Here is a 21272-nt window from a genome sequence, read left to right as displayed (position 1 = left end):
GCGGCCCGTCAGGCTCAGCCGGCGCGCACGGTCCGCCAGCAGGTGTGGGCGCAGCGTGTCGCGTTGCCCGATGCGGCAGGCGACGTGGTGAGCGTCACGTGTATCGTCGCCCGGGAACTCGACCCGCCGGCTGGCGTCAAGCCGCTCGAATGGCGGCTGCTGAGTAACCGCCATGCGAACGACCTTGATGCGGCGGCGCAGCTGATTGACTGGTACCGGGCGCGCTGGGAGGTGGAACTGTTCTTTCACGTACTCAAGAACGGCTGTCGGGTCGAGGCGTTGCAGCTCACATCGAAGGCGCGGCTTGAGCGCGCCCTGGCGCTGTACATGGTGGTCGCGTGGCGTATCGCCCGGCTGATGCGACTGGGTCGAACCTGCCCGGACCTTGACGCGCAACTACTGTTCGAGCGCGATGAATGGCGCGCGGCATACATTCTGAACAAAAAGAAACCACCCAGGACGCCACCGCGACTGAATGAGGCCGTGCGTCTGGTCGCCATGCTGGGTGGCTTCCTGGCGCGCAAAGGCGATGGCGAACCCGGAGTCAAGACCATCTGGCAAGGTCTGCAGCGAGTGATGGATTTCGCCGCCGGACTCAGGTACGCACGAGAACTTGACGAATGAGTTGTGTGTAATCAAATGCCTGATGCCGGGTCATTTCCTTACCCTGGTCGTAGGTAAAGCTCTTGCGCAGTGGTGCGGCGATCGAATTCAGTTTGGCAGTGAAGCCCGCCAGTGCCGAGGCGGCGGTGGCGTCTTCCATCTTCGCCAGCAGCACCAGGCGACTGGTGCGCTCAACCAGCACGCCGACGGAAGACTGGTTGCCGGCGCCCTTTATGAAGTCGCCTTCCCAGTGACCTGGCATCACCCGGTCGTCGACCTCAGGCGGGCGCACATGGATGCTCACCATGTCGGGGATCTGGCCGCGCCGGTCAGTGCCCCGCTTGCGTGACATACGCGTGCTGTGGCCGTGGCGCAGACAGGCGATAAGCTGGCGGCGCAGCTCACCGCGTGGCTGCGCATAGATGGCAGTGTAGATGGTCTCGTGCGAGACGTGCTGGGTCGGATCGTTGGGCCACATTCGTTTGAAGGGTACCTGAGATCTGCTGGGGCGACCACTTCCATTCCAGCAGGGTGAGTACGACGCGCCACGACACGCTTTGAGGGTGCAGCTTGGGACATGGGCGCGCAGCCTCGCGTCGGCTCGTGCTGAGCGACTGCGCCGGCGCAGACGCATAGCCCACGGCAGAACACGTGTTTCTGGTCAGCTCGCGGCTCACGGTTGATGCCGGGCGCCCGAGTATTCGGGCCATGGCCCGAACACTCGAACCCTGCTGCTTCATGCTTGCAATGGTTATGCGTTCTTCAGGCTGAAGCTGTTGATACGTTCTTCTTTTTTGCATGTGCGCACCTTACACGAGGAAGGTGTTGCACTTCAGATTTGATAGCGCCAAGATAAAGGCCAAAGAGATGACGGCCTAAGGTGAAAAGTACTGATGCAATCAGCCCGCCGATTAGCGCCAGCCGGAACGTGACATGCACGTCGGGCAGCCATTTGATTAAAGCGCCGAGCCCGACCGTCAATATCGCCAGTCCGAAGAGCGACTGAGCCGCTTCGGCAAATATGGTAAGACCGGTGCTGCCGAACAGTGCATGACCGACCGTCTGGATCGCAGCGTCGAGCACGAGGGAGACGACCAGCAGAAACGCAAGGCCCATCACGAGACTTAAGGAAACAAGGCGCGCGCGCAGCAGTAGCGCGACACCGGCGATCCCTCTGGGCGACCGGGCGTGGAATACGACGTCCAGCGCGGTGTTGAGCGACGAGAACGTCGCAGAGGCGCCGACCGCGAGTAGTCCGATCGACAGGACTGCCGCAAGGCCACCATTGGCGGAAAAGTGCGCATTCTGGACGATAGACTGGATTGCGCTCGCCGCGTCGCCGCCCAGTATGCCCTTGACCTGCGCAAAGAGCCGCCCTTGAGCGGCATCACGCCCGAAGAACCAGCCGACAACGGCAAGCACGATAACGAGCGTCGGCGCGAGGGAAAATGCTGAATAGAAGGCGATGCTCGCACCCATCATTGAGCAGCGGTCGCTGGAAAAGCGTCCCACAATCTGTTTGGCAAATGCACCGAGGTGGCGTATCCAGACAGGCGATTGTCTTGACTCGCGGGTGGGGCCTTTCGAAGCGGTAGATCGCATTGTGTCGCTCCCTGACTCCTGATCGGCGGCAACGACCAATCAGCAACGGCCGTGCCGCCAACGCAAATCTTGCGTGCCCCCGGACCTGACCTGGCGCGGGTTCTCCTTTCACTTTATTGCCTGTTATGTCCACCTCCATTTCGGCCGTTCGACGAGAGTACGTTGGGGCAAATCTGTTGACGCCACCGGCTAGCTCCGCGCTTCCGTTTCCTTTAGATCGGCATGCCGGTGCGAATGCGTCGCCGCGTATTTCAGTTCATAGCGTGCCGCTTGCCCGTTCGGATAGCCGGGAATTGCTCTGCCTCGACGCACGTCATCTCAAAAGTGCCTTTACCGTCGTCGTGGACCACCGAATAGATGCCGGACATCTTGTCAATCTCGCCGGGCCTGAACGCCTTATCAGCTGCCATGCTTGCTCCTTCATTTTCTCGGTTGGCCAATCTGAGGCAGCAATGGCGATTCCCTGCCGACGGGTCAACGGGCAATGCGATCCCTTGCAGTTGCGGAACGTGTGTTGCTCCCCCGAAGGAAAACGCCGAAGGGCAATCCAAAGGCAGGACGCGGAGGGCAGCGCAAGATCGGGCTGGCGGATTTTACAAATGCGTGGGCGCTGCTCCCATCGGGTGTTTGCTCCGGGCTGCGAGGCAGCGTCATACTTTTTTCGGGAGGAACGATGGACGCCAACGGGCTGTCATCTGTTCGCAGGACGCTGCGTTCGGGACTGTTCTCCGGCGCTGTCACAGCCAGCTTCGCGGGCTGGCGAGCCTCGGTAGAATGCGCCACCGCAGTCGCGCCCCTCAATGCCGTTACACACTGCCTGTGGCCTCGGCTGGCTCTGGTAGAAACCCGATTCAGTGTCCGCTGCACGTTGACCGGAGCGGCCATCCATGCCGCGTCTGCGGTGTTCTGGGCGACGCTTTTCGAGGGGCTATGTCATCGCCTGTCGTCGAGACAGGCTTTATTCCGATCCTGTCGCCATCGCGACAGCCGCTGCGGCGACTGCTGCAACCGCCTATGTTGTCGACTACCACGTGCCCGAACGCTTCGAACCCGGCTTTGACGCACATATCTCCAGACGGTCTCTCACCCGCGTCTACGTGGCGCTCGCGGCTGGACTGGCCGTGGGTGCGCTGCTGGGTCAGCCGCGCGAACGCGGCTAGCAGCGCTCACCGCCGCAGCCAGAACACGCGCCGGTGATGCCCGTCCCCGTCATGACGCGCCGGCCGGTCGCTGCGCTGCATGCGTACGCCGCGGCGTTCCATGAAGCGATCGAGGAGGAGTCCCGGTGCGGGCGAGGGCCACCGTAGCCGCCGACGCTTGCCCCCGCCTGAATGAGATCATCCCTGACGGACTTAAGCGCGACCACGTCGGGGCCGATCAACATGACCCGGGCGCCGCGCTTCGCGGCCTCGCGTGCCGTTGTCAGACCGATGACACTCGCTGCTGAGACTGAAAGAACATGTCATCGTCATTACCAGCGCAACGCGTTCCTATGACTATCTTTCTAATGCCGACGTCCGCCGAGCACTCGCGGTCCCTTCGCGCTGGAGCCACGCCCTTGGCACGTAGAGCGGGCCCGGAAAGGCCAGATGGCACACCGTATGCTGGGCAACGGCGTTCCTCCATTCGCTTGTATCCACGCACATGCCCGACGAAATCCATGTCCGCCCAACTGCCTCGCGCGCGATCGCGGCTCGGCATGCAAGCACTATGGCGCTCGTCGGGCTTGCCACATGGAACGCTGCTGCCGAGCCACAGCAGAGCGCGCTCGCGCCCGCTGGCGTTCAGGCTCAGCATATCCAGAGCTTGTGGAATCTGACCTTAGTAGTGTGTGGCGTCGTCTTCGCGGCAGTACTGCTCGCGACGCTCATCGCGCTGATGCGCGAGCAGCGCGGCGATGCCTTGACATCCCCTATACCCGATTCCGAAGCGAGCACTTCCCGGCGCGCACGCAACGCAGTCGTCGCGGCGACGGCTGCATCGGTCGTGCTGCTCGTCGGCCTGGTGACCGCCGACGTGATGACGGATCGCGCGCTCTCAAAGCTGCCTGTCGAGAACGCGGTGCGTATCGAAGTGACGGGACAGCAATGGTGGTGGCAAGCAGTCTATTCGCCGGATGCGGACCAACGCGGTTTCGCGACGGCCAACGAGTTGCACGTGCCCGTCGGTCGGCCGGTCATCGTTGCGCTGAAGGCGGATGATGTGATCCACACGTTCTGGGTGCCGAGTCTGCATGGCAAGAAGGACATGCTGCCGGGTATCGCGACGACGATCGAGTTTCGCGTCGACAAGCCCGGGATATATCGTGGCCAGTGCGCAGAATTTTGCGGCGCGGAGCATGCGCTAATGGCAATGCTCGTCGTGGCGGAGTCACAAGACCAATACATGGCATGGCGCGGCCAGCAGCTTGCATCCGCTTCGGATCCATCCGACGCGCTGGCGCAACGCGGACGGCAAATCTTCGAGCAGTCGAGTTGCGCAGGCTGTCATACGGTGCGTGGCTCTTCCGCGCAAGGCACGCTCGGCCCGGACCTCACGCATCTGATGAGCCGTCAGACAATCGCAGCAGGCACGCTCGCCAACACGCCCGCGGATCTGCTCCAGTGGATTCGCGATCCGCAAGCAGCCAAACCAGGCACCACGATGCCGGCAGTGCCGCTAGCCGCCGACGATCTGCGCGCCGTCGTTGCATGGCTGGGGACATTGCAATGAGTACGGCCGAACCGCGAATCGTGACGGATGTAAACCTCGATCTGAAAGACGGGCCGGACGCGCCGCAGCATATAAAAGACGCGCTCGCGCAAACATGGCGCGACCCGGGCGGCTTTATCGGCATGCTGTCGGCCGTCAATCACAAGACCATCGCGCGCCGCTTCATCGTTACAACCTTCGTCTTCTTTCTGTTGGCAGGCTTGCTCGCGCTCGCCATGCGTACCCAGCTCGCGCGGCCCGACAGTCGGCTGTTCGGACCGGACTTTTATGACCAGCTCTTCACGGTGCACGGTTCGACGATGATGTTCCTGTTCGCCGTGCCCGTGATGCAGGCGGTTGCAGCGTGGCTCGTTCCACTGATGGTCGGCGCGCGCAGCATCGCGTTTCCGCGCGTCAATGCGTACGCCTATTGGGTGTTTCTGTTCGGCGGCCTGACGTTGTACGTCGCGCTCGTCCTTGGCGCCGGGCCGCGCGCGGGCTGGTTCAGCTATGTGCCGCTCGCTGGCCCCGACTATTCGACGGGCAAAAGCACGGACATCTGGGCCCAGATGATCACGTTCACGGAGCTCTCCGGGCTGCTCGAAGCGGTGGTGCTGATTGCGACGATCCTCAAGATGCGCGCACCCGGCATGTCGCTCAACCGCATGCCGCTGTTCGTATGGGCGACGCTCGTGACGCAGTTTATGGTGCTGTTCGCGATGCCCGCCGTGATGTTGGCAAGTACTGCGCTGATCCTCGACCGCCTGGTCGGCACGCAGTTCTACAACCCGGCGCTCGGCGGCGACGTGTTGCTATGGCAGCATCTGTTCTGGTTCTTCGGGCACCCGGAGGTATACCTGATCTTCATCCCGGCGCTCGGCTTCATGTCGGCGATTGTCGCGACGTTCTCGCGCCGTCCGGTGTTCGGCTATCCGGCGATGGTGCTTTCGTTGATCGCTACGGCGTTCCTTGCGTTCGGCCTCTGGGTTCATCACATGTTCGCAACGTCAGTGCCCGCGCTCGGCAAGAGCTTCTTCACGGCGGCGAGCGTGATGATCGCGATTCCGTCCGGCGTGCAGATCTACTGCTGGCTCGCAACGCTGCTGACGGGCCGGCTGAACATGAAAGCGCCGCTTTTCTTCGTGCTGGCGTTTTTCTTCAATCTCGTGCTGGGCGGATTGACGGGCGTCATGCTCGGATCGGTGTCGCTCGACCTGCAGGTGCACGACACGTACTTCGTCGTCGCGCACCTGCATTACGTGTTGATCGGCGGCGCTGTGTTTCCGCTGTTTGGCGCGATCTATTACTGGTTCCCGAAAGTGATGGGCCGGATGCTCGACGAAAAGCTTGGGCGATGGCACTTCTGGCTTTTCTTCGTCGGCTTCAACGTGACGTTCTTTCCGATGCATCTGCTCGGTCTGCATGGGATGCCGCGCCGCGTGTGGACGTATCCGCACGGCATGGGCTGGGACACGATGAACCTCGGCGCGACAATCGGCGCGTTCACGATGGCTGCGGGCATGCTGGTGTTCATCTACAACGTTGTGCACAGCAGCAGGCATGGATCACGGGCGGGCGCCGATCCGTGGGGCGGCGGCTCGCTCGAGTGGAGCGTGCCGAGCCCGCCGCCGCCCCACAACTTCGACGCGCTGCCCGTCGTCCATGCGCAGGAGCCGCTTTGGGAGGCGCCTCGTGAGCCTCGCTGGGTGTCGGGACTGACTGCGACCGCGCGCGAAGTGCTGACGACGACCGCGCTCGAGGCGCAGCCCGACACGCGCCCGCTGTTCCCAACGCCATCCATCTGGCCGTTCATTAGCGCGGTCGCGACGACGGTGTTCTTCATCGGCTCGATCTATACGCCGTCGGCAGTGTGGTGGGGCACTGTGCCCGTCACGATCGCGATGATCATCTGGTTCTGGCCGACGCGGCGCAACAATGCGATTGCGCGCGCACTGGAACGCTGGCCCGACGATGTGCCGCACGACGACGCAAAGAAAATGGCGATGCCGCCCGCGCAACCGTCGACGCTCGACGTGCGTGGCCTGCCGAGCTTCGGCTTCGGGTCACGCAGCCTGATGTGGTGGGCGACCATGGGGCTGATGCTGATCGAAGGCACGGCGTTCGGGCTCGCCATCGCGATGTACTTCTATCTGAGAGCCGTCAACGCGGTATGGCCGTTGCACGCCCCGCAGCCGTCGCTGCTGTGGGGCTCGCTGAATACCGCCGTGCTGATCGCGAGCATGGTGCCCAACGAACTCGCACGGCGAGCTGCGAACAACGGCAACCGGGAAGGCGCGCGCCTCTGGCTCGCAATCTGCCTCGCCTTCGCGCTGATGTTTCTGGTGTTGCGAGGCTTCGAGTTCGCCGCGCTCAACGTGATGTGGTACGCGAACGCGTACGGTTCGATTGTGTGGCTGCTACTTGGCCTTCATACGACCCACCTGATCACCGATACCGTCGATACGGCCGTCCTTGCCGCGCTGCTGTACATCGGGCCATACGAGGGCAAGCGGCTGGTCGACACGAGCGAGAACGCCGTCTACTGGTATTTCGTCGTGCTGAGCTGGCTGCCGATTTATCTGGTGATCTATTTCGCGCCACGGATGTCGCCATGATCCGTACTTCTTTTGCCTCGTGGCTCGGTCTGGTCGTCGCGCCGTTTGTCGTGCTCGGTGCGCAGAGCCTCAACTACGCGTTGGTGCAGGTGGCATGCGCACAGCGCAGCACGCTGGCGCGCGATGCCGCCAGTCAGCGCGCTGCTTTTTTTTCGCTGATGGCGATGCTGGTCGCCGCGCTGTCGGCGCTCATCCAATTGATGATGTGGTTCCCGCAATGGTTGCTCTCGCCATGTCGTTGAACGGATCACGCATGCGAATCGGGCTCGTCGTCGCGCCGACCTGCGTTGCATCGCTCACACCAGCGTTCGCAACTGCGCACGTGCTCGCCGCCGATGGCCCGGCCGTTCCCTCGTTCGGCTGGACGGCAGAGCCCTGGGTGCTTGCACCGATGATGGCAAGCCTCGTCGCGTACGGGATCGGCTATGTGCGTCTGCGCAAGCGCGGCTCGCCGCACGCGTGCAGCGCCCGCATCCGTGCGATGCATATCGTAGCATTTGCCGGCGGCTGGCTCGGACTCGCGCTCGCACTTTTCTCGCCGCTCGATCCGCTGGGCTCGGCACTCTTCTCCGCACATATGGTGCAGCACGAATCGATGATGCTGATTGCTGCACCATTGCTCGTAATGGGCCGGCCGCTCGGCGTATGGATATGGGCGCTGCCGAAGCGTGCGCGATTGCGGCTTGGACGGCTCGTCAGAACACGGGCGTTTTCCCGTTGCTGGCGCGCGCTGACCTTGCCGCTCGTTGCCTGGCTGCTGCACGCGGCGGCGCTATGGGCGTGGCATGCGCCCGCGTTGTTCCAGGCGGCGCTGCTGCATCAATGGGTCCATTCGCTGCAGCACGCGAGTTTTCTGCTGACGGCCTTGCTCTTCTGGTGGACTGTCGTCGGCGACGGCGCGCGGCGTCAGACGGACGGCCACGCGATGCTGTCGCTGTTCACGACGATGGTCCACACGGGCGCACTCGGCGCGCTGATCACACTCGCGCCGGGCCTGTGGTATCCACTGTACGTCGAGCCATGCAGCGCGCTGGGCGTCGATCCGCTGCATGATCAGCAGTTGGGTGGGCTCATCATGTGGGTGCCGGCGGCGACCGCGTATCTGGCAGGCGGACTGGCGATTGCCGCCCGCTGGCTGACGCGTCGTAATGCGCCCGTGCTCGCAACGCGGCATGCGGTGATTGTGCCGCGGGATGGAACGCGATGAAGCTTCGCCGCACGCCGTCGATCCGTTGGCTCATAGCGTGCGCATTGTTGGGCGGCTGCGCGCTCGCGCTTCTGTTCATCCCGTCGACGCGCGATGAAGCCGCCGTTGCCAGTCTTGCGCAAGCGCCGCTGCCGGATAACGCAACGCTCGCGCGCGGTGAATACGTCGCGAAGGCGGGCGATTGCGCAGGCTGTCACACGGCAGTGAAGGGCGGCACACCCTACGCGGGTGGGCTAGGGCTTGCATCACCGTTCGGCACGATCATGTCGAGCAACATCACGCCCGACCGGCAATTCGGCATCGGGCAGTACAGCTACGAGGATTTCGCGCGCGCGTTGCGCGAGGGCGTTGCGCGAGGCGGCAAGCGGTTGTATCCGGCGATGCCGTATGCGTCGTTTGCAAAAGTATCGGACGACGACATGCGGGCGCTCTACGACTACGTCATGCATCGGGTTGCCCCCGTCGCAAAACCGACGCCGCCTTCTGACGTGAGGTTTCCGTTCAATCAGCGCTGGGCGCTGCGCTACTGGCAGCTAGCGTTCGCGCCACGCGGCGTGTACCGTCCGCGTGCGGAACATGACGCGCAATGGAATCGCGGTGCGTATCTGGTGCAGTCGCTCGGCCATTGCGGCGCCTGCCACACGCCGCGCGGTGCGGCATTTCAGGAGCGCGGCTACGACGAATCCTCGAAGAGCTATCTCACGGGCGGCGTCAACGATCACTGGTTCGCGCCGAACCTAACAGGGGATAAGGGATCGGGTCTCGGCCGGATGAGCGCCGACGACATCGCGTCGTTCCTGAAGACGGGGCACGCCGGCGGCGTGATCGCCTATGGCAGCATGGTCGAGCAGATCGAAGACAGCTCTCAATACCTCACCGACGAGGATGCGCAGGCAATCGCGCGCTATCTGAAGTCGCTGCCCGCGCAAAAGCCGTCCGGGACTTACACGCCGAACGCCGATCCGGCACGTGCGTCCGTCAATGGCAACCGGGTGTCCGATGAACTGTCGCTCGGCTTTAACGTGTATCGCAGTTTTTGTGCGAGATGCCATCGCGATGACGGTATGGGCGTTCCCCACGCCTTTCCTTCGCTGGCGGGCAATCCTTCCGTATTGACGGAAGATACGACCTCGCTGATCAGGCTGGTTGTCGAAGGCGGTAATAGTCCGGCGACGCTCACGGGGCCACCGCGGCAGTCAATGCCCGGCTTCGTTGGGACGCTGGCCGATGTGCAGATTGCTCAGGTGCTTACCTATATCCGCAGCGCGTGGGGCAACAATGCGCAGCCGGTTAGCGCTAACGATGTGAGCTCGCTGCGCAGCAAGCTACATAAATGATCGCCAACTGCCTTGTACGCCCGCAAAGGGCACATCCCTGACGGGCAGTGCATGCTCGCCGCCTGAGCGGGTTGCCGGAAGTCCGGTTGTGTTTGCTGCAGGGCTCCCTTTACCGACGCGTCCCTGGCTACATGGATAGGAAAGTAGGCATAGCGCCCCTTGCGCAGGCCGCGAATGAAGCTCACACGAGCCGGCGCAGACGCATTGTTTTCGCGCGATAGGTCGCTCTTGTTGCCCCAGAGTGCGAACGATGCCGGTATCGCAAATGAACCTGGTTGGTCGTCCTAGCCCGCCACGGCAAGCCGCGCCTTCAGGCGTGCGGCATCGGACGGTGCTTCGACCTTGATGTCGTTATCGAAGTACGCCAAGACGTCTCGCGAACGGCGACGCTTCGGACCTTGTGGGCTGAAGTGCACGGCATCGTCGGGTTCACCGCCCTTCGACCATGCGTCTATGCGGGATGCGAGTCTGTCCAATGCACTATCCGGGTACGCACCACTGTAAAGTGTTTTCGTCCCATGCAGACGGAGGTAAACAAGATCGCTGGTGACATCTTCCCCGTATGGCCAGTCAGCCGTGGAATCGGAAATCACGAGTGCAGCATGGTGTTTTCGCAGTAACGCAATAAACTCAGCCACGCCGAAGCTGGGATGGCGTATCTCGATGGCGTGACGAATGCGTCGATTTGACTTCGCGTCGAACCAGGGCGCGCGCACGCGTGCGTCATGCGACTGAGCAAGACGCGCGGCAGCCTCGAAGTCGACAGGTAACAATTCGAGGAAGGCGCAGAACGTTGTGGGAACAAAAACGAAGCTTGGTGGAAACTGCCATAGAAACGCTGCCAGTTTTTCATTCAGCGACAGCACGCCCGACGCGAAAAAATTGGCGAGGGCGGAGCGCGTGCCTTCGCCGCGAAATCGCAGCATATGTGTCGGGTACCGCGGTCCTTTCACACTGAATGCGAAGCCCGGTGGCGTATCCGAATACCATTTTCGATAGCTCTCCGGCGACTGAAGTGAGTAATGCGAGCCATTGATTTCGATGGTATCCACAGCGCGCGACGCAAATTCAAGTTCCCGCGTCTGTGGTAGGTTCTCGGGATAGAAGACACCGCGCCAGGCGCTATAGCGCCACCCGGAAATACCAATCTTCACACTCATCAGGCGTACCCTTCCCGGCCGCCGGGAACAGCCGAGCGTTCCGGAGAGACCATGCAGTAAGGCTTTTCGTCTTCTCGATGCCCATCGGGAGAACTCGCTGTTGTCAGGCTTCTGTCCAGTATGGGGGGCGTCGCAGGTCAGGTCATATTGCGCGCCGGACGTCGACTGCCGCCAAAGAGCCGCACCACGCCAAAGGCGAGGAGGGTCACGAGCACCCCGGTAGCGACAGGAAAGGTACCAGCCGTATTCACCGCGACCTCGACGGAATGTTCGCCGAGCAGTTGCAGGCGCCGGCGCGTCATCTCTGCGCCCAGTGTGCGCAACTCCGGTCCGAGCGCGCGTTCCGCGAGAGGCAGGAGTCTTGTTTCCTCATCAGCAACATGGTGCAGGGTATCGCGCATCAATTCCATGAACAGCGAGTCGTACGCGGCATTATCGGGACCCATGCCGCGCAGCTTTCCGATCACCGCGCGTAGTTCGTCGTGCTCTGACGGGCTTTTCTTCAGGGTTTCGTCAGTCGGTGCGATGCGAGCAAGCGCAGGATAGAAGATTTCTTCTTCGAGCTGCGCGTGTATTTCAAGTGCTCTGCAGACGGAGGTGACGATCGCGCGCTTACGCCACCATGCAGTTTCGCTGCCGTAACGATGAAATGCAGCGACGACGTGGGTGTGATCGAGACGGATCATCGTCGTAATGGCTGGCACGTAGGGCATGATGGGGACCTCTCGTGGTTCGGAGCCGCAATGGACCGGGTGCATAGCGCGCAGCATGCCTCGTTCCCGCAAGGACGTTGGCGATGCGTCGGGCACGCTCACTCGCTCGCGTCAATCAGACGATCCGCACCGGGATTGACTTCGCACCTGGCACCTTGCTTTCCTTCGCGTAATGCCATAACGGCAGCAATACATTGCATTCCGGATAGTAACCGCCGATGCAACCTTCCGGTATCTCGTACGCCTTGATCTCGAGCCCTTCGAGACGCCGGTCGATCCCGTCGTCTGCGATCGTCTGTAGCGTTACCTTCTGTCCTTCATGCAGCTGGCGCTTCTCGATGTCCGCTTTGTTCATCAGGATGACCATGCGCGTATCCTTCACTCCCCGAAAGCGGTCATGGAGGTTATAGATGGTCGTGTTGAACTGGCCATCGCTGCGCAAGGTCATCAGACGAAGCGCTTCGGGCACTTTCTCCGGCATGTCGGGGTCTTCGCCCAACGATTGGGGCGTGAGGAACTCCGCCTTTCCCGATCTTGTCTTCCACTCGCGATGGCGGGCCGGAAGCGGACGGTGAAAGCCGCCCGGTTCCCACATCCGCTCATTGAAGTCGTGAAAGATATCCGGGTACGTTGTCGTAATCTCGCTGCGCACCAGCGAGTAGTCGTCGCGCCATGCGTCCCAGTCGACGGTAGAGCGCGCGCCTAGCGTCGCCTTGGCGATGCCAGCGACGATATATGGCTCCGGGCGTGCCTTTTCGCTCGCGGGTTCCGTGACGCCTCTTGAGCCATGCATGCACCCCGTGCTGTCTTCCATCGAAACGGCCTGATCGCCGAGCGGCGTGCGATGAATTTCGATGCGGCTCAGGCACGGGAGAACGTACGACACTTCGCCGTGAACGAGATGACTGCGATTGAGCTTGGTTGCCACGTTCACAGTCAAACGCAAGCGCGCCCATGCCGGTTCTGTTTGCAGCCGGTCCGGTACCGAGCGTACCAGATTGCCGCCCAGATTGATGACGGCTTTCACGTCGCCTTTTACCATTGCTTCAAATGCTTCGACGGTATTCAGGCCTTTCTTCCGCGGTGGATCGAATGAGAACTGCTTCGCGAGCTGATCAAGCGGCGCGAGTTCCGGCTTCTCGGTGATGCCCACGGTACGTTGACCCTGGACGTTGGAGTGACCGCGCACAGGCGATGGGCCGGCGCCGGGCTTGCCGATGTTTCCGCGCAGTAGCAGCAGGTTGGTGAGTACACGTACGTTCTGCACGCCGAGGCGATGCTGCGTCAACCCCATTCCGTAGTGCGCCATCACCGCGTTGGCCCGTATATATTCGCCGGCCGCCTCGAGCAGCGCAGCGCGCGTCAGCCCACTAACGCGCTCGATCTCGCTCCATTCCGTTCCTCTCGCGTAGTCGGCGAACGCGTCGAAGCCGGTCGTATGTTCGTCGATAAATGCCACATCGATGACACGAGGTGCCCCCTCGGCCTTTGCCTGGTCATCGGCTTCAATGACCGCCTTGCAGATGCCGAGGATCGCGGCGGTGTCACCGCCCGTCTTGACCTGATGGTATTGCGTGCTGATCTGCGTCGCGGCCGGCGTCAACATCTGCACGGGCGACTGCGGATTGGCGAAGGAAACGAGACCAGGCTCACGTAGCGGGTTGAAGGTGATGATGGGGACGCCGCGCTTGCGTGCGTCCTGCAACTGGTGCAGCATCCGGGGACTATTCGTGCCGACATTCTGTCCGAAGAAAAACATCAGGTCGGTCTTCTCGAAGTCGTCGAGCGTGATGGTGCCCACCCCTACGCCGATTGCCTCGGTCAAGCCAACGCTGGTGCTTTCATGGCACATGTTTGAGCTGTCGGGCAGGTTATTGCAACCATACATCCGCGCGAAAAGTTGATACATGTAGGAGGTCTCGAGCGACGCCCGCCCCGACGCGTAAAAGACGACGCTCTCCGGATCTAGCGCGCCCAGTTCCTGCCCGATCTCACGAAACGCCTCCTCCCACCCAACCTCGACATATCTGTCGGTAGCGGGGTTATATTTCATGGGCGCAGTAAGCCTTCCTGCTTCCTCGAGATCGTGGTCATGCCAGTTCAGGAGCGATGTCACTGTGTTGAGTTCGAAGAACTCAGGCGTCATGCGCTTCGCCGTCGTGTCCCATGCGGTCGCCTTCGCACCGCTTTCACAGAATTCGAACGTGTGGGGATCAGCCGGCTTCGCCCATGAACAACTCACGCACATGAATCCGTCCGGTTTGTTCTGTTTCAGCAAAATCGCGCTGTCTTTCAACGAGACCTTTTCCTGCGCCAATATCGTCGTCACAGACTTCAACGATCCCCAACCACCGGACGCGAACGGATAGGAGGGGCTCTTGTTGACCTTGCTCATGACGAAAAACTCCAGATAAATAGCATAACGTGACATATACGGCAGCAACTCCCGTACCTTGCGGAGCCGGCTGGAGGCAGTCGTCTACTACGATCACGATCGGTAATACACGCTGGACAATTGGCCGTGTTCGAAAGTCAGCTTTATCCGCAACCCGGAAGCAGTATGAGTGAACTTGCCATCGTGTTCCCCAGGTCTGCGACGGCTGAGGCTGCCGGGAGCTAGAGCCGGTGGTTCCGCGACTAATGACGCTAATGTCCCGCCGAAGGTTGGTGATCGGTTTTCCTGCGCTGTCCGCGGTCCTGCTTCGCCCTGTTTTGGCATGCCGTATGCAATGGCTTGGTGATAGGCGGTCCGCCAAGTTGCGGCGGTAACCGCAGCTGTCATCGGCGACACAACGTATGCAGCTCTCGGGGGCAGCCTCGTGCGTCAGATGAAAGCTTCCTCGTCGAAACGCCGGAATGGCGCCCTTACATCAAGCACTAGAATGCAAACGTATCGATAGGCACTTCAACGCCTGTGAACACTGGGAGCTTGGAGCATGCAACATGGCACCCCGCGCGTTACGCGCAAAAGCGATCACCCGCAGGCGCCAGGCCGCCGATGCCCGGTCCGCGAACGATCGCTACGATGACAGGACGGCCACGCCGACCGTGGACTCGATAACTCCGAGTACCTGTATCCATGAGAGTTGTTCCTTCCAGAAAACTCGGACTAGCAAGGCAGTCACGCCTCCTGAAAGTGAACTCAATACGGTGACAATCGCGGTGTTGCGGCCTCCCGTGCCTGCCGCAAGGCAGGCGAGGGCAGCGATGCTCGCGATCCCCTGCTCTATGAAGCGCGGCGACCTTAGCAGCACCCGGCTTACGCTTCGCCCGTGTAACAAAGCAACTAGCGCGACAAGAACGCTGTACACATAGTTGATCAACAGCGCTCCCGTGGCGCCGACTTGCGGCACGGAGAATCGCCCCGGCATCCAGAAGTCCGCGCCGTAGCAGACTGCTGCGCCCGCGGCGAACTGCACCCCGATTGCCACCAGGGTTGCGAGTATTAGTTGTCGGTCAGCCTCATCGAGTGACATGCCGAACGGGATCGTGATGGTCGTCTTGGTCGCCGGCGTCGACAGCGAAATTTGCGGCGGCACAACGGCGGTAGTGTCCGACTCCGGTCTCGACATGATGTGCGCGCGTTGCACATAATTCCTGAGCTCCCGCACGTTCCCCGGCCAGGAGTACGACTGCATCATCTCGTTGACGGCGGGCGGGAAGTGCTTTCTTGTGTCAAAGCGTGCGTTCAGTTCGGCAAGAAAGGACTGCGCGAGAAGTGCGACATCGTCGCCGCGCTCGGCCAGCGTCGGCAGGTTGATCGGAAAGACGTTCAGGCGATGATACAGATCAAGGCGAAGTTTGCCTTCCTGCACGGCCCCCTCAGGATCACAGTTGGTGGCGGCGATTAGGCGGATGTCAGTGATCATTTCCTTCGTCGTGCCAACGCGCATAAAGATACCCGTTTCAAGTACGCGTAGCAGCTTTACCTGCAACTCGACTGGCATCTCGTGATCTCGTCGAGAAAGAGTGTGCCGCCGTTGGCACGTTCGAAATAGCCTTTGTGTTCACGGTCAGCGCCCGTGAACGCGCCGCGCTCATGCCCGAACATCTCTGATTCGCAATTACGGCGCTATCTCGCCGAACCTGATCTTGACAGCGATGAAATCGCGTTTGTCGGTCGGAGAAGTATTTACTTCCAGGTTCATCTCTGCACACTCAGCGCAAACGTCCAAGACTTCCACGAGCGAAGTGCAAAGTCGGCGGGTATTAAAGCATGTCCTCCGGCAAAAATCGTTCCTTGTGGACGCCAGCGCCGTGCCGTTGGTCGCCTTGTTCCGCTTGTACATGCCTTCGAAAGTTCGTCAACGACGCAGTCGACCGCGGAACGGCGGATATCTGTTTCCGCAGTCAGACCGTATGCATCGGGCAGTTGGCGTTAGCCTGTACGGACCTCAATGCGTCGTGGCTTCGCCTCGTCTCGACGCGGTATCGTCAGCTTCAGGACGCCATCCTTCAGGGACGCCTCAATTCGCGAGGTATCGAAGAATGAATTCAGTAAAAGGATTATCGGGGAATTAACAAGGAATTTATTCTTTTCCTGCAGTGGATTGAGTTTGCGTGTATTCGCGTAACTCTATGCGAGTTGTAAGGCGTGTCGCGCCATAATCGGTAAAAACGCCGTGAAATCCTGAAGGGTAAATCTTTTCCCGGCACTCCCCTCTATTGAAATAAACCTGTTATTTCGCGAATAAACTGCGCCCGCAAGCCTTTGCTGCCGACAACCATTCACTAGCTGCGCGATGCGGACTTAAGGCGGGAATATTTACCGTCGCCCGGTAGCGATCATCGTCAATTGATAAGGATCGCGAATCGAATGCGAAAGGGCTCAACCTCTTTTGCCAGCCCGCTCGCCGCCATTCCCTATCGAAGTGTTTTTTCGGGCACGGCCCGGCTGTGGATTGAATGGTCATGGTTAAACGTCGTCAATTTCTCGGTTTGGTGACCGCGGTCAGCGGAAGCTACGTGCTGACCGCCTGCGGCGGCGGGGGAGGGGGTGCAGGCGGCGATCAGGGCCACGGATCCAGTGCCGGTGCGACGACCAGCGGCGCGACATCCGGCTCGACCACGATGACAGCCGTGAACGGCGCAAGCTCAGCGACTTCGAATGGCGCGGCATCGGGATCGTCGAGTCAGACGCAGACGGATACGGACTCATCGAACAGCGGCACGCTGGCGTCGGCGAACGGCACGTCCATTCCACCCGCTGCTTCCTTCACCGACAATCAGGCCGCACTCTGGACACTCGTCAACGGCTCGGTCTATCGCAACGGTGTGATGGCCGGCAATACCTATAACGTGACGCTGCTGCTGTGGTATGGCAACGGCGTGTATCACCAGGGCACGGGCGGACAGTTCTATGGATGGAACGGCACGACCTGGCTTGCCTGCAACGACCCGCGCCTTGGCGGCACATCTGCCGACGGCACGACGATTCCGCAAGCGTCATACATCATCGACAAGGTCGGCGCCTTGTGGACGGTTTCGAATGGCAGGGTCCTTCGCAACAACGCATACGTTGGTCTGACCTCCGACGTAGCGCTGCTGCTGTGGTACGGCGGGAAGATCTGGTACCGGTCGACGGGCGGCCAGTTCTACGTGTGCACGGACCTCGATCATTGGTTGCCGTGCAACGATCCTCGCATCGTTGTCGCCGCGCCGCGCGGCTCTTTCCACGGCATCAACGGCCACTACGACTATCGCTACACGGCTGCCCAGATCGTGCAGATCATGATGAACATGGGCTGCTCGACATATCGCGTCGGATGTACGGATGATCCCGTGCAACTCACCGCCGTCACCCTGCTCGCGCAGGCGTTTCAGGCAGCGGGGCTGACGCTGTTCGTGCTCGTCAATATCGGCGTGCGAGATCTGAACGGCGTGCTGTTTGCAAGCGAAACCGTTGCCTACAATCGCGGGCGCTCATGTGGCGCGACGGTCGCGGCGGCGCTCGCGCCGTACGGCGTCGTGATGTATGAGTGCGGAAACGAACTGACACGCGATAACGCAATCATTGTCGACTCGACCAACGCCGGCACCAAGGCGGCGGACTTCAGCAACGCGAACTGGCCCATCATGCGTGGCGCGATGCGCGGGATGATCGATGGCGTGAAGTCGGCTCAGCCGGCTGCGAAATGCGGGATCAACTTCTGTGTGGCCGATATCGGTGCCGCCGACGCACTGTGGGACGGCAAACAACCCGACGGCACGAACGGCTATCCCACCGTGCGATGGGACCTGACGACGTGGCATAACTACGAGGTGTACGGCGACATCTTCAACATCGGCACTGACGGCGCAGGTCCCGGGTTCGATCTCCCGACCTACTGCAATGCGCGCTATGGCGTGCCGTTTCTGCTCACCGAGTGGAACACCGGTCCGGAGAAGAGCCAGGCGTATCGCGCGAATTACATCAGCGCGCGGTATGCAAGCTATTACCAGGCGAGAAAGACAAAGCACATTCAGTCCGCCATGTACTACGTGCTCGATAGCGGTGATGCCACGTATGGCGTGATGATCGACGGCGTCACGCTGAATCTTCCCTACAACGCCTTTGTGAGCTTTGTCGCGAGTCATCCGGACAATTGAGAAAGAGTTGCGGGCAAATGCAACGCCTTCTCATCAAACGAGAAACTTGCCGACGCGACAATTTCAGTTTCGCGAATTTGCACGCTCTACAAGACAAATTTTCAAAACGCTGCTCGCGTAACTTCACAACCTCCGATTCCATGCCATTTACACGAGTGGCATGGATGCTGCTATTTCAATGCGTCATGCATCGATGCGCGTTGCGGAGAGTTGTCGTAAGCAACGCTTCAATCGATGGGTCAAGGACGACACGCCGCACTATAAACATTAGCCGGGAGGCGACGATGTTCGACGCAGCACTACTGCGCAATGACGTCGCACTAACCTTCAGACAGATGAAACCTTCGGCATTGGGCTGTGCCCGCACGAGCATCGGTGTCGTGCCCTGCGCGCTCGTTTACGTGGAGGCCGACAGCACAGGAAGCCCGAATTGCAAAAGCGCCGATCCGTTCTGCTACGTCGAGCAGGCCATCACGCTCAACCGCAGCATGAAAGCAGTCGGCTTGCCGAGATTGACGGTGGCGACGAACGATGCTGACGACGTGTCGCGCTACCTCGAGAAGGTCGACGTCGATGCACGTCCGAATGTGTTGCAACTGGCGCCGTCGAAATTGACGCTTCCGCGGAATACCCGCTTTTATGCTGCGCATTTCAAGCTCGACATGATGGCGCAGTTGGGTGCGATGCTGCACGAAGACGAACTGCTGATGGTGCTCGACACCGACATGCTCGCACTTCGAACCGTGAATGAAGAACTGCTGCAGCGCTGTCGGACGACAGGTGTGGGCGCATTTGACATTTCCGACCAGGAGTTCTCGGCATACGGCGATGGTCGTGTCATCGACGATCTTGAAACGGTGGCGGGTGGGCGCCTTCAAAATCCGCGGTGGTTCGGCGGTGAGGTACTGCTCGCGTCCGCTGGGTTCGTCAAGGAACTGGTGCCGCGCGCGCACGCATGCTTCGAGCGATATCGGCGCGTTATAAACGAGTTGAATCACAATGGGGACGAGGCATTCATTTCCGCTGCGCTCAATCTGCTTTCCGACGAGGGCCATCAGATCATCGATCTCGGCGCGAACCGCGTGGTCGGACGTCACTGGTCAGGCAACACGCACCGTGACCTTCGCTGGTTCAAAGGATGTTCGTTGTTGCATCTGCCCGGATGCAAGAGATTGCTGGAACGTCAGGCGCGTCGTCCCGTCTTCAGCGCAGCGCATGTGTGGCGGAGTCTTGTTGTCAGGCACGAACTCAATCGGACAGTGTGGCCGCTCAGGCGCTGGATGCGCTCGCGGGTGCGGCCGCGGCTCGGGCACAGGTAGAAGGCAGTTGCACGTCGATTTTTCGTTCGCGTTCAAGCGAACGCCATAACAATCGTCTTAGAAGTCATCGCATGCGCAGGCATGCCAATCATAAAGCACGCGGGAGCGACCATGTTCATAGGAAACAACTTGCAATGGATACCACACCAGCAGACTAGCGCAGCTTCAACCACGCAACGTATCGCTTTCGTACTCACTGAATCGTGCGACCTGCTCGGGATCGGCGCCATCGCCGAGGCGCTCGAATGCGCGTGTTCGCTTGCGGCGGGCGAGACTGCGAAAACGTACGAAATGCGATTTGTGTCCGAAGGCGGTGGACATGTCAAATGCGATCGCTCGCTGTTCGTTTCGACAGACGAATTACCGAAGCCGAACGACGAACGATTTGCCCATGTGTTCGTCGCCGGCGGGACGCTCTCGAGAGCGGCCTGCGACACACCTGTTCTGAACGGTTGGCTGCAACGGATGCGGGCCAGCGGTGCGCGCGTCAAGCTCTTCACGACGGGCTTCGAAACATCGAATGGGACCCACGACAATGGCCCGATCAGCGGATACGAACAGGCGCGCCGCCGAAGGGCGCAACTGGGGAGTGCCGTCAAAGCGGCATTCGAAGTGATCCGCGCGGATTTCGACGAATCGATCGCACACGAAGCGCTGCGCCGCACATCGTTCGTCGATTCGAGCGAATGGCTGTCGCCGTCCGTCGACGCGGCCAATACTGCGGGAGATCGAATCCGCGCAGCGGCACGGTGGCTGCAGGACAACTGTCATCGCGCCGTCAGCGTGAACGACGCTGCCGAAGCCTGCGCGATGAGCCAACGTACACTGCTGCGCAACTTTCAGACATACATTGGCGCATCGCCATCCGAGTATTTGCAGCGAGTCAGGCTCGAGCGTGCGTGTCAGTTGCTCGCGGAGACTTCGTTGCCCGCGGACAAAGTAGCGCGGCGCGTTGGGCTGACCAACGGCGACAGCCTTGGCAAGCTGTTTCGCCGGTGTATGGGCAAGTCTCCAATCGAGTACCGTGCGTGGACGCGTGGCAATGCCGATTCAAATGGATCAATGGCGAGACGACGGGCAGCGCCCATCAACAGTTGGCGCTCGCAACGTGTGACGAATGACGCGCTGGGCGCGTGGATAGTGCCAGTTGATTCAAACGGCGGCGCGTAACTTTGGGTTTTGCGCTGCCGCATTTTCTCCGCGTTCCTTCGGACGGCTTTACCGGCGTCATTTCACCCTGAATCGCATTTCGTCGAATACATTCAGGGTCGATACAGAAAAAAAATTCTCATGTGACGGAAATTGCGCAATTCGCGACGCATTTTCGTTCCGGTAATTATGACGTTTCGGCAAAAGCGACGCTACCGCTCGCCTGTTTGTCGATTTCCAATACGGCAATACCCGCAATGCAGAGAACAATAAGGATCACAAAAGTAC

Annotated in this window: 15 protein-coding genes and 3 pseudogenes; 10 read left to right on the top strand and 8 right to left on the bottom strand. The window is 60.8% G+C overall.

Annotated features, from left to right (window positions below):
- A partial coding sequence (locus SB822_RS38390; RefSeq protein ID WP_410857066.1) for an IS4 family transposase occupies positions 1-624 on the top strand: 624 nt, incomplete at its 5' end.
- Positions 625-646: 22 nt separating this feature from the next.
- Here SB822_RS38390 and SB822_RS38385 read toward each other — a convergent pair.
- The 3 genes and pseudogenes from SB822_RS38385 to SB822_RS38375 form a co-directional block, all read right to left on the bottom strand.
- Positions 647-1403, bottom strand: a pseudogene (locus SB822_RS38385) (IS30 family transposase); the annotation flags it as partial.
- Positions 1366-2205, bottom strand: a complete 840-nt coding sequence (locus SB822_RS38380; protein WP_410857065.1) for a YihY/virulence factor BrkB family protein — start codon at positions 2203-2205, stop codon at positions 1366-1368. The gene SB822_RS38380 and the pseudogene SB822_RS38385, both read right to left, overlap by 38 nt.
- A gap of 251 nt (positions 2206-2456) precedes the next feature.
- Complete coding sequence (locus SB822_RS38375; RefSeq protein WP_410857064.1) at positions 2457-2615, bottom strand: hypothetical protein; 159 nt, start codon at positions 2613-2615, stop codon at positions 2457-2459.
- 477 nt (positions 2616-3092) lie between these two features.
- On the opposite strand from SB822_RS38375, the gene SB822_RS38370 reads away from it, so the two are divergent.
- The 6 genes from SB822_RS38370 to SB822_RS38345 all read left to right on the top strand — a co-directional run bounded on the left by SB822_RS38370 (position 3093) and on the right by SB822_RS38345 (position 10055).
- Positions 3093-3365 (top strand): hypothetical protein, encoded by a 273-nt coding sequence (locus SB822_RS38370; protein WP_410857063.1) that lies wholly within the window; start codon positions 3093-3095, stop codon positions 3363-3365.
- Between the two features lie 550 nt (positions 3366-3915).
- Positions 3916-4917 (top strand): cytochrome c oxidase subunit II, encoded by a 1002-nt coding sequence (coxB, locus tag SB822_RS38365; RefSeq protein WP_410857062.1) that lies wholly within the window; start codon positions 3916-3918, stop codon positions 4915-4917.
- Positions 4914-7511, top strand: a complete 2598-nt coding sequence (gene ctaD / locus SB822_RS38360) for a cytochrome c oxidase subunit I (RefSeq protein WP_410857061.1) — start codon at positions 4914-4916, stop codon at positions 7509-7511. The genes coxB and ctaD overlap by 4 nt, the downstream gene beginning before the upstream one ends.
- The gene (locus SB822_RS38355; RefSeq protein WP_410857060.1) at positions 7508-7753 is read left to right on the top strand and encodes a hypothetical protein; all 246 of its coding nucleotides are present in this window, start codon (positions 7508-7510) and stop codon (positions 7751-7753) included. Before ctaD ends, SB822_RS38355 begins: the two co-directional genes overlap by 4 nt.
- A gap of 11 nt (positions 7754-7764) precedes the next feature.
- Entirely contained in the window at positions 7765-8718 is a 954-nt protein-coding gene (locus tag SB822_RS38350) for a cytochrome c oxidase assembly protein (RefSeq protein WP_410857059.1), read from the top strand.
- Positions 8715-10055: a c-type cytochrome gene (locus SB822_RS38345; protein ID WP_410857058.1), complete on the top strand. Its 1341-nt coding sequence runs from the start codon at positions 8715-8717 to the stop codon at positions 10053-10055. The genes SB822_RS38350 and SB822_RS38345 overlap by 4 nt, the downstream gene beginning before the upstream one ends.
- A 284-nt stretch (positions 10056-10339) precedes the next feature.
- Here the strand turns inward: SB822_RS38345 and SB822_RS38340 are convergent, their stop codons facing one another.
- From SB822_RS38340 to SB822_RS38320, 5 genes and pseudogenes are all read right to left on the bottom strand, one after another.
- On the bottom strand, positions 10340-11215 hold the full coding sequence (locus SB822_RS38340) for a DUF72 domain-containing protein (RefSeq protein WP_410857057.1): 876 nt from the start codon (positions 11213-11215) through the stop codon (positions 10340-10342).
- A gap of 137 nt (positions 11216-11352) precedes the next feature.
- The gene (locus tag SB822_RS38335) at positions 11353-11928 is read right to left on the bottom strand and encodes a hemerythrin domain-containing protein (RefSeq protein WP_410857071.1); all 576 of its coding nucleotides are present in this window, start codon (positions 11926-11928) and stop codon (positions 11353-11355) included.
- A 115-nt stretch (positions 11929-12043) separates the two neighbouring features.
- Positions 12044-14323, bottom strand: a complete 2280-nt coding sequence (locus SB822_RS38330; protein WP_410857056.1) for an FdhF/YdeP family oxidoreductase — start codon at positions 14321-14323, stop codon at positions 12044-12046.
- Between the two features lie 1024 nt (positions 14324-15347).
- Positions 15348-15988, bottom strand: a pseudogene (locus SB822_RS38325) (sigma 54-interacting transcriptional regulator); the annotation flags it as partial.
- Positions 15989-16306: 318 nt separating this feature from the next.
- A pseudogene (locus SB822_RS38320) lies at positions 16307-16426 on the bottom strand (Hsp20/alpha crystallin family protein); the annotation flags it as partial.
- A 413-nt stretch (positions 16427-16839) separates the two neighbouring features.
- On the opposite strand from SB822_RS38320, the gene SB822_RS38315 reads away from it, so the two are divergent.
- From SB822_RS38315 to SB822_RS38305, 3 genes are all read left to right on the top strand, one after another.
- A complete protein-coding gene (locus tag SB822_RS38315; RefSeq protein ID WP_410857055.1) occupies positions 16840-18516 on the top strand; it encodes a hypothetical protein in 1677 nt (558 codons plus the stop codon).
- Positions 18517-18800: 284 nt separating this feature from the next.
- Positions 18801-19835, top strand: a complete 1035-nt coding sequence (locus tag SB822_RS38310; protein WP_410857054.1) for a response regulator receiver protein — start codon at positions 18801-18803, stop codon at positions 19833-19835.
- Positions 19836-19946: 111 nt separating this feature from the next.
- Positions 19947-21005: a helix-turn-helix domain-containing protein gene (locus tag SB822_RS38305; RefSeq protein WP_410857053.1), complete on the top strand. Its 1059-nt coding sequence runs from the start codon at positions 19947-19949 to the stop codon at positions 21003-21005.
- Positions 21006-21272: the final 267 nt, after the last annotated feature.

This window comes from Paraburkholderia sp. SIMBA_054 (assembly GCF_046534875.1).
Classification (GTDB): Bacteria; Pseudomonadota; Gammaproteobacteria; order Burkholderiales; family Burkholderiaceae; genus Paraburkholderia; species Paraburkholderia hospita.
Note: the sequence above shows the minus strand (reverse complement) of the source record. Positions and strands in the feature narration are given on the sequence as shown.

Coding starts and splice junctions, on each gene's coding strand:
- SB822_RS38380 (WP_410857065.1), bottom strand. CDS start 2,205: ATGCGATCTACCGCTTCGAAAGGCCCCACCCGCGAGTCAAGACAATCG.
- SB822_RS38375 (WP_410857064.1), bottom strand. CDS start 2,615: ATGGCAGCTGATAAGGCGTTCAGGCCCGGCGAGATTGACAAGATGTCC.
- SB822_RS38370 (WP_410857063.1), top strand. CDS start 3,093: ATGCCGCGTCTGCGGTGTTCTGGGCGACGCTTTTCGAGGGGCTATGTC.
- coxB (WP_410857062.1), top strand. CDS start 3,916: ATGGCGCTCGTCGGGCTTGCCACATGGAACGCTGCTGCCGAGCCACAG.
- ctaD (WP_410857061.1), top strand. CDS start 4,914: ATGAGTACGGCCGAACCGCGAATCGTGACGGATGTAAACCTCGATCTG.
- SB822_RS38355 (WP_410857060.1), top strand. CDS start 7,508: ATGATCCGTACTTCTTTTGCCTCGTGGCTCGGTCTGGTCGTCGCGCCG.
- SB822_RS38350 (WP_410857059.1), top strand. CDS start 7,765: ATGCGAATCGGGCTCGTCGTCGCGCCGACCTGCGTTGCATCGCTCACA.
- SB822_RS38345 (WP_410857058.1), top strand. CDS start 8,715: ATGAAGCTTCGCCGCACGCCGTCGATCCGTTGGCTCATAGCGTGCGCA.
- SB822_RS38340 (WP_410857057.1), bottom strand. CDS start 11,215: ATGAGTGTGAAGATTGGTATTTCCGGGTGGCGCTATAGCGCCTGGCGC.
- SB822_RS38335 (WP_410857071.1), bottom strand. CDS start 11,928: ATGCCCTACGTGCCAGCCATTACGACGATGATCCGTCTCGATCACACC.
- SB822_RS38330 (WP_410857056.1), bottom strand. CDS start 14,323: ATGAGCAAGGTCAACAAGAGCCCCTCCTATCCGTTCGCGTCCGGTGGT.
- SB822_RS38315 (WP_410857055.1), top strand. CDS start 16,840: ATGGTTAAACGTCGTCAATTTCTCGGTTTGGTGACCGCGGTCAGCGGA.
- SB822_RS38310 (WP_410857054.1), top strand. CDS start 18,801: ATGTTCGACGCAGCACTACTGCGCAATGACGTCGCACTAACCTTCAGA.
- SB822_RS38305 (WP_410857053.1), top strand. CDS start 19,947: ATGTTCATAGGAAACAACTTGCAATGGATACCACACCAGCAGACTAGC.